Source organism: Myxococcales bacterium (assembly GCA_016717005.1).
In the GTDB taxonomy this organism is placed as follows: domain Bacteria; phylum Myxococcota_A; class Polyangia; order Haliangiales; family Haliangiaceae; genus UBA2376.
Genome location: JADJUF010000016.1, coordinates 54,511 through 67,825 on the forward strand (window position 1 = coordinate 54,511; position 13,315 = coordinate 67,825).

Below are 13,315 nucleotides of genomic sequence, written 5' to 3' on the forward strand. Positions count from 1 at the left end.
CCAGGTTCGTGCATCGAGGAGACCTGAGATGAAGCAACTGTCCAAGACCCTGTTTATTGCGGCCGCGCTCGTCGCGGCGCCGATCAGCACCGCGTTCGCCCAGGGCGACGACGAGGGCTCCGACGAGAGCGGCGAGACCGGCGAGGCCGGCGAGACCGGGGAGGCCGAGGCCGCGCCCGCGCCGATGTCGACCGACGACGGCGCAGGCGCCACCGCGACGCCCGGCCTGACCCTCGGCGCGGGCAAGATCCTGATCCACGGATCGACGTTCAACCTCAACATGTCGGCCGACGCGGTCGGCAAGCCGTTCTCCCTGGCACCGTCGGTGTCGTACGGCGTCAACGACAAGCTGACCGTCGGCCTGACCCACGACTTCGGCACCACAATGGCGACCCCGCGTCCGACCCCGGGCCTCGGCATCTGCCTCGCGGGCACCGACAACGGCTGCGCCAAGGTCTACGACAACGTCGGCCTCGACGTGCTCTACAGCATCATGGCCGACAAGTTCAGCCTGGCCGCCCACGGCGGCTTCGACGTGGGGTCGTTCGACCCGTTCATCACGCGCGTCCGCGTCGGCGCCCTCGGCCGCTACATGGCGTCGGACAAGCTGGCGATCGTGTTCGACCCGTCCGTCGGCATCGGCCTGACCGAGCGCGACGCTGGCAACAAGGAGTCCCTCGACGTGCCGGTGTGGGCGTGGTTCATGGTCAACGACAAGATCGGTGCGTACGTGCACACCGGCATCGGGGGCCCGCTCGACGGCTTCGGCGACGCCTTCCGGATCCCGGTCGGCGTCGGCGCCAACTACGGCATCAACGAGAAGCTGACGGTCGGTGCCGACTTCCACTTCCCGAACCTGGCCGGGAAGGGCAACACCGCCGACGCCCGCGTGCTCGGCATCCGCGCCGCCTACGCGCTGTAGTCGACCGCGCTGGTCGAGCCTGACGGGCACCGCGGCGCGCGGTGCCCGTGGCATTTTCGGGGCCCACGACCGTCGCCATGAGCGGCGCCGCCCGCGGCCGCCGGGTCACAGGTGGATCGCGTGGCCGAGCGCGGCCTCGGTCGCTTCCTTGATCGCCTCGGCGAAGGTCGGGTGGGCGTGGATCGTGTAGACGAGGCTCTCGGCGTTGACCTCGGTGGCCTTGGCCAGGGTCAGCTCGGCGATCAGATCGGTGACCGCGGGGCCGATCATGTGGGCGCCGACCAGCGCGCCGGTCTCGGCGTGCCACAGCACCTTGACGAACCCGGTGGACTCGCCGGCGGCGACCGCCTTGCCCAGCGGCCGCCACGGGAACTTGCCGACCTTTACCGGCACGCCGCGCTCGGCGGCCTTGGCCTCGGTCAGGCCCACGGATGCGATCTCGGGGTGGCAGTAGGTGCACGCCGGGATCGTCGTGTAGTCGACCGCGACCGTCGGCGCGCCGGCGATCTGCTCGGCGACCCAGACGCCCTCGGCCGAGGCGGTGTGGGCCAGGCCGCGGCCGATCACGTCGCCGATGGCCCACAGGCCGTCGCCGCAGCGCAGGTGGTCGTCGACCTCGATGAAGCCGCGGTTGAGCTTGATCGCGTGGTGCTCGAGACCGATGCCCTCGGTGTTGGGCGCGATGCCGGCGGCGCACAGGACGATCTCGGCCGTCAGCTCGGTCGGCCCACCCTGCGCGGGGTCGACCGGCTCGACCGTGACCACCGCGTGGTCGCCGGCGCTGGCGGCGCGCGTGATCTTGTGGCCGAGCAGGAGCTTCATGCCGCGCTTGGCGAAGGCCTTGCTGAGCTCGGCCGAGACCTCGGCGTCCTCGTTGGGCACTAGCCGCGGCAGGTACTCGATGATCGTGACCTCGGTGCCGAGCGCGCGGTAGAAGCTCGCGAACTCGACGCCGATCGCGCCGGCGCCGATGACGATCAGCGACCGCGGCTGGGCCGGCAGGGTCATGGCCTTGCGGTACTCGACGATGCGCTCGCCGTCGAAGACGATGCCGGGCAGGGGCTTGGCCCGGGCGCCGGTGGCGATGATGACGTGGCGCGCCTCGAGCACGCGCGTGCCGCCAGCGGCCAGCGCCACCTCGACCTGGTGCGGGCGCCAGGCGCCGGGCCGCGGCGCCAGGGTCGCGGTGCCGGCGACGTGCTCGATGTTGTTCTTCTTGAGCAGGAACGCGACGCCCTTGGAGATCTTCGCGGCGACGTCGCGGCTGCGCTTGATCACCGCCGGGAAGTCGACCTCGACCGGGCCGGCCTTGAGGCCGAACTCGCCGGCGCGGTGGAGCAGCTCGAGCACCTCGGCGGTGCGGAGCAGGGCCTTGGTCGGGATGCAGCCCCAGTTGAGGCAGATGCCGCCGAGCTCGGCCTTCTCGACGCAGGCGACCTTGAGCCCGAGCTGGGCGGCGCGGATCGCGGCGACGTAGCCGCCGGGGCCAGAGCCGATGACGACCACGTCGAGCGGGGCGCTGGGATCGGGAGCCGCGGCGGTCATAGCGCCAGCGCCTCCGGCGCCTCGAGTTGCTCGACGATCACCGCCAGCAGCTTGGCGCCGAGCGCGCCGTCGATGACCCGGTGGTCGCAGCTGAGCGTCAGCGTCATGCGCTTGCCCGGCACGACCGCGCCGTCCTTGACGACCGGCTCGTCGCTGATGCCGCCGACCGCGAGGATCGCGGCCTCGGGCGGGTTGATGATCGCGGTGAAGCGCTCGATGTTGAACATGCCCAGGTTCGAGACCGTGAACGTCGAGCCGGTGATCTCGTGGCCCTTGAGCGCGCGCTCGCGGGCGCGCTTGGCCAGGTCGGCGACCTCGGCGGCGACCACGCCCAGGCCCTTGAGGTCGGCGTCGCGCACCACCGGCGTGACCAGGCCGTCCTCGATGGCCACGGCGATGCCGACGTGGACGCGCTGGTAGCGGCGGATCGCGTCGCCGACCCACGCGGCGTTGCACGCGGGCACCCGGCGCAGCGCCAGGGCCGCGCTCTTGACGATCAGATCGTTGACCGAGACCTTGCCGCGGTCGCCGAGCAGCGCGTTGAGGCGGGTGCGGAACGCCAGCAGTGGCGCCGGATCGAACCGGCGCATCAGGTAGAAGTGCGGCACGTCGCGCTTGGCCTCGGTGAGGCGCGCCGCGATGCGCTTGCGCATGTTGGAGGCCGGCACGTCGATCCAGTCGCCGGCCTGCTCGCCGACCGTGGCGAGCGCGGTGTCGGCGCTCGCGGCCGCGGTCGACGCCACGGCGGGGGCGGCGACGATCGCGGTCGTGGCCACGGCGCGGGGGCCGTCGCTGGCGGCCGCGCGCACGTCGCGCTCGACGATGCGGCCGCCGGGGCCGGAGCCGGTCACGGTGCGGAGGTCGATGCCGAGCTCGACCGCGAGGGTCTTGGCCAGCGGCGACGCCAGCAGGCGGCCGCCCGGGGCCGGGCCGGGACCGGGCGCGGCGGCGACGACCGGCGCGGGCTTGGCGGCGGCGGCGACCGGCGCGGGCTTGGCGGCGGCGGCCGGCGACGCGGCGACGGGCGCGGGCTTGGCTGGGGTGGGCGGCGCGGCGGCGGGCGCGGCGGCGGGCGCGGCGCCCTGGGCGATCAGCGCGGCGATGTCCTCGCCGGGCTTGCCGAGGATGGCGACCGGCGCGCCGAGCTTGACCGTCTCGCCCTCCTTGACGAACAGGTGCAGGACCGTGCCCTCGTCCTCGATCGTGAAGTCCATGTTGGCCTTGTCGGTCTCGACCTCGGCCACCAGGTCGCCGGGCGACACCTTGTCGCCCACCTTCTTCACCCACTTGACCAGCACGCCCTCCTCCATCGTGGGAGAGAGCTTCGGGAGTCCAATGATCTGCGCCATGGGGAGTCGTCCTTCGATCGTCGTTCGCGCGGCCGCGACCCCGATCGCGCGGGTGTCGCCGGCCGTCGGCTAGGGGCTAGGCGTCGAGGTAGAGCGCGCGCCGCACCGCCGCCACGACGTCGGCGACCTGGGGCTGGACCTCGTCCTCGAGGTTCTTGGCGTACGGCATCGGTACGTCGTCCGAGCACACCCGCTCGACCGGCGCGTCGAGCGCGTCGAGACAGTGGCGCTGGACCTGGTACGCGATCTCGGCGCCGAAGCCGGCCGACGGCCAGCCGACCTCGGCGATCACGCACCGCCCGGTCTTCCGGACGCTGTCGACGATGATCGGCACGTCGAGCGGCCGCAGCGTGCGCGGGTCGACGACCTCGCAGTCGATGCCGTCGTCGGCCAGGACCTTGGCGGCGTCGAGGCACACGTGGACCATCCGCGACCACGCCACGAGCGTGATGTCGGCGCCGGCGCGCTTGATGTCGCCCTGCCCGAACGGGATCAGGTACTCGGCCTCGGGCACCTCGCCGGTCGTGCCGTAGAGCGTCTCGCCCTCCATGAACACGACCGGGTTGTCGTCGCGGATCGCGGTCTTGAGCAGGCCCTTGGCGTCGTACGCGGTCGACGGCAGCGCCACCGCCAGGCCCGGCACGTGCGCGTACCACGACTCGAGCGCCTGGCTGTGCTGCGATCCGACCTGGACCGCCGGCCCCGACGGGCCGCGGAACACGATCGGGATGTTGAACTGGCCGCCGCTCATCTGGAACATCTTGGCGGCGCTGTTGACGATCTGATCGATCGCGACCAGCGAGAAGTTCCAGGTCATGAACTCGACGATCGGGCGCAGCCCGACCATCGCGGCGCCGACGCCGATCCCGGCGAAGCCCATCTCGGCGATCGGGGTGTCGACGACGCGCCGCTCGCTGAAGCGCTGCAGCAGGCCCTGCGTGACCTTGTAGGCGCCGTTGTAGTGGCCGACCTCCTCGCCCATCACGAAGACGTCCTGATCGCGCTCCATCTCCTCGCGCATGGCCTGGTTCAAGGCCTCGCGGTAGCTGATCACCGCCATGGCTACTGGGCTCCCTTCGTGACGTACGGCAGGTAGGCGTCGGCCGCGGGGCTCTCCTCCGCGAACCGGACCGCGTCCTCGATCTCGGCCTTGACGTCGGCCTCGAGCGCGTCGAGCGCCGCGGCGGTGATCCCGACCTCGATCAGGCGCTCGCGGGCGCGGTTGAGCGGATCTCGGCGGCGCCACTCCTCGACCTCGTCCTTGGTGCGGTACAGGCCCGGGTCGCTCATCGAGTGGCCGCGGAACCGGTAGGTGACGATCTCGACCAGCGACGGCTCGCCGGTGGTACGGGCGCGCTCGACCGCCTCGGCGATCCGGCGCTTGACCCGGATGACGTCGTCGCCGTCGAAGCGATCGCGGGCCATGCCGTGGGCCAGCGCCCGGAGCGACACGTCCTCGACCGCGAGCGAGCGGTAGAGCGGCGTGCCCATCGAGTACTGGTTGTTCTCGCAGATGAGCACGATCGGCAGCTTCCACAGCGCCGCGAGCGCGAGGCCCTCGGCGAAGCCGCCGATCGTGGCGGCGCCGTCGCCGAAGTAACAGACGGTCACGCGGCCGTCGCCGCGGTACTTCGACGCGAACGCCGCGCCGGCGGCGAGCGGCACGTGGCCCCCGACGATGCCGTGGCCGCCGAGGAAGTTGGTGGCCTTGTCGAACAGGTGCATCGACCCGCCGAGGCCCTTCACCAGCCCGGTCTTCTTGCCGTAGAGCTCGGCCATGATCGGCCGGGCGGCGATGCCCTTGGCGTAGGCGTGGCCGTGCTCGCGGTAGGTCGCGACCACGTAGTCCTCGGGCTTGAGCGTGGCGATCGAGCCGACGCACACCGCCTCCTGCCCGATGATCAGGTGGAGGAAGCCGCCGATCTTGCCCTGGGAGTAGGCCTTGGCGGCGGCCTCCTCCATGCGGCGGATCGCGAGCATCTGGCGGTACAGCGGGGCCAGCTCGTCGACGGTGGTCGGCTCCGCCTGCTCGGGCTCGACCCGAGCGGAATCTGGGAGGGTCATGGGTGCGGCACCATAGCGACTCGCCCCGGATGTGGCACTCGCGCGACGCGGCTTTTGCGTGCGATCGCCCGGTCGATGGCGCGGCGCGTCAGCCGGCGCGGCCAGCGGGCGGCGCGCTGCCCTAGGCGGCGCCTGCGCCGGCGTCGGACTCGGACTCGGACTCGGACTCGGACTCGGACTCGGACTCGGACTCGGACGCGGACTCGGACTCGGACTCGGACTCAGACTCAGACTCAGACTCAGACTCGGACTCAGACTTGGACTCGGACTTAGACTCGACTCGGACTCGGACTTGGACTTGGACTTGGACTTGGACGCGGACTTGGACGCGGACTTGGACCTAGACTTGGACTTGGACTTGGACTGGGACTGGCGCCGGGCGCCCGGGTGTCAGCCGATCGGGCGCTGGCGTCGGCGCCGGAATCACGCGTGGACGGTCGAGGCCCGCGTGCTACGATCTTCGCCGTGCGCATGCTGGTCCTCGCCTGCCTGGCGGTCCTGCCGCTGGCCGCTTGCTTCGAGCCGGTCGACGGCGGCGCGTGCGCCCGCGACAGCGACTGCGCCGGCGCGGTCTGCACCCGCGTCGGGGAGTGCGCGACCGAGGCCTACGCGCTGCGGGTCACCTGGACCATCGCCGGTCAGCCAGCTAGCGCGTCGTCGTGCACGGGCATCGGCGAGCTCGAGCTGACCGTGATCGATCCGTCGGTCGGCACGGCGCACACCGTGGCCCCGGTGCCGTGCGGACCCGGCTCGTTCTTCTACGACAAGCTGCCGCTCGGCTACACGGTGGTCCGGATGGTCACGTTCGCCGCCGACGGCGGCCGTCTCGGCTTCGTCGAGGGCACCGCGGTCGGTTCGAGCGGCGTGGTCGCGCTCGATCTGCCGGCGCCGCGCTGATCCTCGGGCGCGCCGACCGTGGTCGGGCGCCGGATCCGGCCTACGGGGCGGTGACGTAGATCGGGTTGGCGTAGATCCACGGTAGCTCGCGCTCGCTGTAGGCCGGGCCCAGGAGGCCGAGGTACGGGCCCAGGTGGCGCGGCACCATCCGGACCTCAGCGCGGTAGGCGCCGGGGCGATCGAGCGCGACCGTGAGCGTCGGGCCGGCGCCGCTCGCGACCTCGGCGACGCCGGCGCTGTCGATCCGGACGACCCGCGCGGCGATCGTCGGCGCCGGCAGCGTGGCGGCGAGGTCGGCGATGGTCGGCACCGTCAGGGTCAGCGTCGCGCCGGCGTCGGCGCGGACCTCGTCGCCCATCTCGAAGGTGGTGGCCCCAGCGGTGGCGACCAGGTCGAAGCCGACCGGCGTGCCCAGCAGCTCGAACGCGACGAACATGCGGCCGGCCGCGAGCGCGGCCTCGATCGCGACCGGGTCGTCGGGCTGCGTGGTCAACGCGACGTTGGCGAACCACCGCATCATCCGGCGGTAGGAGTCGCCGCGCTCGCCGTCGCGCAGCATGATCGGCAGAGTGTTCTCGTGGGCGTCGGTGCCGGCCGAGCCGGTGACGCGCAGGCCGGCGGCGAGCAGCTCGTCCCAGCGGGTCAGGGCCGGGGTCGAGGGCTCGAGGAACGACAGCAGCGCGAGGTCGGGCTCGGGGCCCTCGGGGCTCTGCTCGGCGAACGCGATCACCGCCTGGATCGCGGCGTTGGGATCGAGGCCGAGGTGATCGCGGCGGATGTTGGGATCGAGGTTGGCGTGGAGGTTGTAGATCTCGATGCCGTCGGGCGCGAGCGGGATCAGCGCCGCGGTGGTGCGCTGTTCGGTGTGCGGGATCCACACCAGCGCGCCGGCGTCGTGGAACGCCGCGACCGCGGCCGGGGTGTCGGCGTTGTAGACGTCGTGGCGCTCGGCGACCGTGCCGGGCACGTGGCGGTCGAGCATGATCGGCATCATCGGGTTCTCGCTGCCGACGGTGAGCAGCACGGCGTGCCCGTCGGCGCAGTGGACCCGCGACGCGATCGGGCCATTGGCGCCCATGATCAGCTCGTCGCTGCCGCGGGCCGAGAACAGGGTCGCGAAGTCCTCGTCGGCCATCGACGCGTCGTGATCGGTCAGCGCCGCGTAGCCGATGTGGAGCGTGCACAGCGCTGCCCGCAGGTGCGCCAGGCAGGTCTCGTCGATCTCGCCGCCGGGGCCGGGGCGTGGGTTGCCGTCGCAGGCGTCGTGCGAGAACGGCGAGTGCAGGTGGATGATGCCGCGCACCGGCGTCAGGCCTCGGCGCGCGCCCATCGTCGCGGCCGCGGGCAGCCCCGGCTGCCAGGCCGGCGGCGCGGCGGCGTCGATCGGCGGCGGCGTGGTGCCGTCGTCGCCACCACAGGCGGCGAGCGCAGCGAGGGCGAGGACGGGGAGCGTGCGGACCGAGCGCATCGCGCGACGCTACACCGCCGGCGTGGCGGCGGCGTGGATTTCGGCGCCCGAGGCGAGGCATGATCGACGCCATGGGAGCGATGCGCGTGGTGACGATCGGGATGACCGCGATGGGGCTCGCGACCGGGGCGTGCGGCAAGAAGCCCGACGCTCCGGCCAAGGTCGCGCGCGGCGGTGACGCGGGCGCCACCAGCGACGCGGCGATCGCCGACGCCGGGATCGACGCCGCGGCCGGGTTCGCGCCCCGGTCGGCGACCGCCGACGAGCTCGCCGCGGCCCAGGCGTTCGTCGATCGCTGGCTGGCGACCCAGAACGGCGGCGACTTCGCGGCCTACGAGGCGCTCTACGACCCGCGCTTCCACGGCGTGCGCCGCACCGGCCAGGCCACCCGTCGGTTCGATCGCGCCGGCTGGATGGCCGATCGCAAGGCCATGTTCCGCAAGCCGATGGCGGTGACCGCGACCCACCTCGTGGTCTACGTCGCCGGCCCCGATCGGCAGGTGTTCTTCACCCAGACCTGGAGCCAGGGGCGGTTCCGCGACGTCGGCACCAAGAACCTGGTGCTGACCGGCGCCGGCGATCAGACCCGGATCCAGTACGAGGAGCTGCTGGGCTCGCGCATCGTCGCGCCGACGCCGCCGGCCGCGGTGGCGACCGACGGCGACACCTGGTTCGGCTACGATCGCGCGGCGTCGCTCGCCGCGATGCGCCTGGCGCCGGTCGACGGCACGTCGATCACCCTGGCCGGCACCCGCCGGGCGCTCGCGCCGATCGAGCTGGAGGTGATCGAGGCGGTGCGCGACGCCGCGGCCGGCGGCGTCGGCGCGGTCGACGTGACCGGTGACCTGGCCCAGGGCGATCCGCTGCGCGCGCTCGACGGCGCGACCGTGGTGGTGCTGGGGGCCGATCTCGCGGCCCGGTGCCGCGGCACGATCGCCGTGACCGGGGCCGAGGTCGTGACCTACCTCGACGACGTCGCCGACGACGAGCCCGCGGCGGCCGTGGCGGCCTGGCGCGCCGGGCCCTACCTGATCAACGCGGAGCTGACCGCGCCGTGCACCGGCCCGTTCGTGCGCGGCGTCGACGCGCCCGAGCTGGTGGCGATCGCCGATGCCAACGGCCTGGGGCTGCCGGCGGTCAAGGCGTTCGCGCGCGACCTGGCCGACGCGGGCGCTGACGCGACGGTGGCCGACGCGATCGACGACGGCGCCCGCGGCTTCGCGCTGGTCAACGTCGAGCGCGCCGACGGGTGCGCCGCGCCCGAGCTGCACGAGCGGGTGCTGGCGACCGCGACCAAGGACGCCGGCCGCTGGACCCTGGGCGAGGTCGCGCGCATCGAGGGCACCGATGGCGGGCTGACGGTCGTCGACCTCGACGGCGACGGCGCGCTCGACGCGGTCCTCGCCGGCGGGGTCTACCTGGCCGGCCGCTTCGATCTGTGGACCCCGAACCTGTTCATCGCGTGGCCGGCCGGCCTCGGCTGCGACGGCTACGACGGCGACTGAAGGCCGGCGCAGCGATCGGCGCGAGGCCCGCTGAGATCGGCACGTCGGCGCGCGCGATCGAACCGCGCGGCGCGCCCAGCGCGCAGGTCAGGCGCGAGCACCGCACCCGATCGGCCCGGCCGTGGACCTCGACCAGCGCGCGGCTGCCGGCCGCGGCGTGGAGCCCGTCGACGTTCTGGGTCACCAGCAGGTAGCGTCCGCCGCGCGCCTCGCGCGAGCGCTCGAGCTGCGCCAGCGCGACGTGCGCCGCGTTGGGTGCCGCACCGGCGAGGCCGCCGAACCGCGCCAGGTACCAGCGCGACGATCCGACGGGGTCGCGCTGGAAGTAGGCGTTGGTGCCAAGCTCGGTGACGTCCCGCGCCCACACCGCGTCGGGATCGCTGCCACGGAACGTGGGGATGCCGCTGGCCAGGCTGACGCCGGCGCCCGTGACGACGAGCAGCGCAGCGGCGGGCTCGGCGCGCAGCGCGGCGATCAGGGCAGCCCCGTCGGCGTCGATGAGCATGGTGTGAAATGTACACAATTGCAGCCGGCGCGGGAGGATCCTCGCGACGTCCAGCGGCGATGCGGGCCACGCGCCGCGGCTACCGCGCGACCAGCGTCGTGAACAGCCGGGCCAGGGTCGCGGCAGGGTCGGTGCAGGTGCCGGCGTGGATCACGCTGCACTGCACCCCGGTGCTGCGGGGCGCGACCAGCCACTGGAAGCGCTCGGGGGCCGGCAAAGCGGCGACGGGGCCGGCGTCGGGGTCACCGCGGCAGACCGCCGCGATGGCCCTGAGTTGCGCCAGCGGGGCGGCGAGGTCGGCGGCGGGCGCGAGCGCGTGGACCCGGGCGGCCACCGCGGCGTCGGCGTCGACGAGGCAGCCGAGGAAGCCGCGGGTGCGCGCGAACACGATCACGCCGACGTTGGTGAACTCGTCGCGCTCGATCCGCGGGACCACCCGGATCACGGCGTAGTCGAACGGGCTCGAGGCCCGGTCGTCACTGGGCACGCGCGACCTCGGCGACCAGCGCGGGCAGGGCCGGCCGGCGGGCCGCCAGGCGCGCGACGAAGGCGGCGCGGCGTGCCGCGGCCAGGTCGCCGTCGTCGCCGAGCCACGCGTCGGGCACGGCGGCCAGCGCGTCGGCCAGGACCGCGTCGTCGAGCGCGGCCGCGATCGCGGTCGCGGCCGCGATCACGTCGTCGGCCAGCGGCGCGAGCACGTGCTCGGTCAGCCGCGGCAGCCGCGCGGTGGCGTTGGTGGTGGAGCCGTCCCAGCTGTGCTGCCAGTAGAGCGCGGCGCCGTGATCGATGAGCCACAGCCGATCGCCCGACCACAGGAGGTTGGGGTTGCGGTAGGTGCGATCGATGTTGGAGATGAGCACGTCGAACGCGACGACCCGCGCCGCCAGCGCCGCGTCGACGGTGCGCTTCGCCGCCGGATCGTAGCCGACCGCGGCCGGCAGGAACGCCATCGCCAGGTTGGTGCCCACGCTCGCGGTCAGCAGATCGTTGACCTCGGGATCGCCGTCGGTGACGCCGAACTTCGGCGGGATCGTCAGCACGGCGAGGTCGGGCATCGGCAGCGCCAGCGCCGCGGCGAGCCGGCCGGCGATGACCTCGGCCACCAGCGCGCCGACGCCCTGGCCGGCGCCGCGGAACTTCACCACCCACAGGCGGCCGTCGTCGGCCTCGATCAGCCCGGGCAGCGAGCCGCCCTCGCGCAGCGCCTGGACGAAGCGAGTGGCGGTGATGTGCGGCAGCGGCGGAGGGGGCACCGCGGCAGCGTACTCGAATGCCTGTCGCGGCGGTCCCGGCGTGTGGCGGCAGCGCCGACAAGGGCTCCGGATCGGGCGCCGACGCCGGCTCCGATCCCGATCCCGATCCCGACCCCGATCCCGATCCCGTTCCGGATCCGGATCCGATCCCGATCCCGATCCGGCTCCGGATCCCGATCCCGATCCGGATCCGGCTCCGGATCCCGATCCCGATCCGGATCCTCCGGATCCGGATCCCGATCCCGATCCCGATCCCGATCCGGCTCCGGATCCCGACCCCGATCCCGATCCGGCTCCGGATCCCGATCCCGATCCGGATCCCGACCCGGATCCGGATCCGGATCCGGATCCCGATCCGGCTCCGGCTCCGGATCCCGGATCCCGATCCCGACTCCGACTCCGACCCCGACTCCGACTCCGACCCCGACTCCGACCCCGACTCCGACCCCGACTCCGACTCCGACCCCGACCCCGACTCCGACCCCGACCCCGACTCCGACTCCGACCCCGACCCCGACCCCGACTCCGACCCCGACCCCGACTCCGACTCCGGCCATCGCAACCGCCGCCGGCTACGTCGCCCGGGGGGCGGCGCGGCCGTACGCGACCAGCAGGCCGGACAGGACCAGGAACGCGCCGCTGACGCAGGCCCACAGGGCGAGGTGATGGTGGCCGATGTGATCGTAGAGCGCGCCGCCGCAGAGCGGGGCGAACGCGATGCCGATGGTCTGGGCCCACGACACCAGGCCGAACGACGTGCCCATGCGCGCCGGGTCGCTGCTCTCGGCGGCCGCGGTCTGGTGGGCCGGGGTGAACAACACCTCGGCGGCGGTGATCAGCGCGATCGCCGCCATGGCCGTGGCCAGCCCGGTGGCGAGCCCGACCAGGAGGTAGCCGGCCGCGAAGCCGAGCGCCGACAGCGGCAGCACCCGGCGCACGCCGAGCCGATGGATCATCCCGAGCGCGTGCCACTGCAGCAGCAGCACCAGCGCGCCGTTGATCATGTAGACCAGCCCGATGTCGAACTTCGACAGGTCGAGCTCGTCGGCCAGGTAGACGGTGAACAGCGTGAACATCTGGGTCTGGGCCAGCGCGAACACGACCGTCGCGATCAGCAGCAGGCGCATCGGCCGGTGGGCGGCGGCCGCGGCCAGCGACGCCCACAGCCGGGCCCGGGCCGGCACGCCGGTCGTCGGCGCGGCCACCGCGATGCCGCGACACATCCACGCCGCCGCGATCATGCCGGCCGCGGCCAGGAAGAACACCGCGCCGTAGGGCACGACCCACGACAAGAGGCCACCCAGCGCCGGGCCCAGCGCCCAGCCCAGGTTGGTGCCCATGCGCTGCAGCCCGAACGCGTCGGTCCGCTGGTGCGGCGGCGCCAGGTCGGTGCACAGCGCGTACGCGACCGGCTCGAAGCTGCCGCGCAGGGTCGAGCTGACGACGAAGGTCACGGCGATCCACGGCAGCGACGCGTCGACGAGGATCTGCGCGCCGAGGATCGCGATCACCAGCGCCCGGGCGAGCAGCGAGCCGACGATCAGCGGCCGGCGGCCGATCCGATCGGACAGCTGCCCGGCCCAGGCGTTGCTCGCCGACTGGCCGAGGTTGGCGACCAGGGCGATCGCGCCGTAGAGCGTGGCGGCGTAGCCGCGCTCGTCGATGATGTAGATGCCGAGGAACGACATCACCAGCGACAGCCCCAGCGTGTTGACCGCGCGCGCGGCCGCCAGCCGCCCGATCCGAGGATCGAGCGCGCGCCAGGCCGCGAACCGGGTCGCCATCGCGCATCGCGTAGCACGGGCCG

Annotated in this window: 12 protein-coding genes; 3 read left to right on the top strand and 9 right to left on the bottom strand. The window is 73.4% G+C overall.

The window, feature by feature from the left end:
• Window positions 1–28 precede the first annotated feature (28 nt).
• Window positions 29–922 (top strand): hypothetical protein, encoded by an 894-nt coding sequence (locus IPL61_16130; GenBank protein ID MBK9032771.1) that lies wholly within the window; start codon window positions 29–31, stop codon window positions 920–922.
• Between the two features lie 105 nt (window positions 923–1,027).
• Here the strand turns inward: IPL61_16130 and lpdA are convergent, their stop codons facing one another.
• The 4 genes from lpdA to pdhA all read right to left on the bottom strand — a co-directional run bounded on the left by lpdA (window position 1,028) and on the right by pdhA (window position 5,880).
• Complete coding sequence (lpdA, locus tag IPL61_16135; protein ID MBK9032772.1) at window positions 1,028–2,467, bottom strand: dihydrolipoyl dehydrogenase; 1,440 nt, start codon at window positions 2,465–2,467, stop codon at window positions 1,028–1,030.
• Window positions 2,464–3,816 carry a pyruvate dehydrogenase complex dihydrolipoamide acetyltransferase gene (locus tag IPL61_16140; GenBank protein MBK9032773.1) on the bottom strand — a complete coding sequence of 451 codons (1,353 nt, stop codon included), beginning with the start codon at window positions 3,814–3,816 and terminating at the stop codon, window positions 2,464–2,466. The genes lpdA and IPL61_16140 overlap by 4 nt, the downstream gene beginning before the upstream one ends.
• Before the next feature lie 76 nt (window positions 3,817–3,892).
• Window positions 3,893–4,876 (bottom strand): pyruvate dehydrogenase complex E1 component subunit beta, encoded by a 984-nt coding sequence (locus tag IPL61_16145; protein MBK9032774.1) that lies wholly within the window; start codon window positions 4,874–4,876, stop codon window positions 3,893–3,895.
• Between the two features lie 2 nt (window positions 4,877–4,878).
• Complete coding sequence (gene pdhA, locus IPL61_16150) at window positions 4,879–5,880, bottom strand: pyruvate dehydrogenase (acetyl-transferring) E1 component subunit alpha (GenBank protein ID MBK9032775.1); 1,002 nt, start codon at window positions 5,878–5,880, stop codon at window positions 4,879–4,881.
• A 465-nt stretch (window positions 5,881–6,345) separates the two neighbouring features.
• On the opposite strand from pdhA, the gene IPL61_16155 reads away from it, so the two are divergent.
• Window positions 6,346–6,777, top strand: coding sequence for a hypothetical protein (locus IPL61_16155; protein ID MBK9032776.1), 432 nt, complete (start codon window positions 6,346–6,348; stop codon window positions 6,775–6,777).
• 40 nt (window positions 6,778–6,817) lie between these two features.
• On the opposite strand, the gene IPL61_16160 is transcribed toward IPL61_16155, so the two are convergent.
• Window positions 6,818–8,245: a hypothetical protein gene (locus IPL61_16160; protein ID MBK9032777.1), complete on the bottom strand. Its 1,428-nt coding sequence runs from the start codon at window positions 8,243–8,245 to the stop codon at window positions 6,818–6,820.
• A 71-nt stretch (window positions 8,246–8,316) separates the two neighbouring features.
• Here IPL61_16160 and IPL61_16165 point away from each other — a divergent pair, with 71 nt between their 5' ends.
• Window positions 8,317–9,750 carry a nuclear transport factor 2 family protein gene (locus IPL61_16165; GenBank protein ID MBK9032778.1) on the top strand — a complete coding sequence of 478 codons (1,434 nt, stop codon included), beginning with the start codon at window positions 8,317–8,319 and terminating at the stop codon, window positions 9,748–9,750.
• Here the strand turns inward: IPL61_16165 and IPL61_16170 are convergent.
• The 4 genes from IPL61_16170 to IPL61_16185 form a co-directional block, all read right to left on the bottom strand.
• Window positions 9,701–10,255, bottom strand: a complete 555-nt coding sequence (locus IPL61_16170) for a hypothetical protein (protein MBK9032779.1) — start codon at window positions 10,253–10,255, stop codon at window positions 9,701–9,703. The two genes, IPL61_16165 and IPL61_16170, sit on opposite strands and share 50 nt — an antisense overlap.
• Before the next feature lie 79 nt (window positions 10,256–10,334).
• Window positions 10,335–10,742 carry a DUF3037 domain-containing protein gene (locus IPL61_16175; GenBank protein MBK9032780.1) on the bottom strand — a complete coding sequence of 136 codons (408 nt, stop codon included), beginning with the start codon at window positions 10,740–10,742 and terminating at the stop codon, window positions 10,335–10,337.
• Window positions 10,732–11,508, bottom strand: a complete 777-nt coding sequence (locus IPL61_16180) for an aminotransferase class I and II (protein MBK9032781.1) — start codon at window positions 11,506–11,508, stop codon at window positions 10,732–10,734. Before IPL61_16180 ends, IPL61_16175 begins: the two co-directional genes overlap by 11 nt.
• A 572-nt stretch (window positions 11,509–12,080) precedes the next feature.
• Window positions 12,081–13,292 (bottom strand): MFS transporter, encoded by a 1,212-nt coding sequence (locus IPL61_16185; protein MBK9032782.1) that lies wholly within the window; start codon window positions 13,290–13,292, stop codon window positions 12,081–12,083.
• Window positions 13,293–13,315: the final 23 nt, after the last annotated feature.

Coding starts and splice junctions, on each gene's coding strand:
- IPL61_16170 (MBK9032779.1), bottom strand. CDS start 10,255: ATGCTCATCGACGCCGACGGGGCTGCCCTGATCGCCGCGCTGCGCGCC.
- IPL61_16185 (MBK9032782.1), bottom strand. CDS start 13,292: ATGGCGACCCGGTTCGCGGCCTGGCGCGCGCTCGATCCTCGGATCGGG.
- IPL61_16140 (MBK9032773.1), bottom strand. CDS start 3,816: ATGGCGCAGATCATTGGACTCCCGAAGCTCTCTCCCACGATGGAGGAG.
- IPL61_16165 (MBK9032778.1), top strand. CDS start 8,317: ATGGGAGCGATGCGCGTGGTGACGATCGGGATGACCGCGATGGGGCTC.
- IPL61_16130 (MBK9032771.1), top strand. CDS start 29: ATGAAGCAACTGTCCAAGACCCTGTTTATTGCGGCCGCGCTCGTCGCG.
- IPL61_16145 (MBK9032774.1), bottom strand. CDS start 4,876: ATGGCGGTGATCAGCTACCGCGAGGCCTTGAACCAGGCCATGCGCGAG.
- lpdA (MBK9032772.1), bottom strand. CDS start 2,467: ATGACCGCCGCGGCTCCCGATCCCAGCGCCCCGCTCGACGTGGTCGTC.
- IPL61_16160 (MBK9032777.1), bottom strand. CDS start 8,245: ATGCGCTCGGTCCGCACGCTCCCCGTCCTCGCCCTCGCTGCGCTCGCC.
- pdhA (MBK9032775.1), bottom strand. CDS start 5,880: ATGACCCTCCCAGATTCCGCTCGGGTCGAGCCCGAGCAGGCGGAGCCG.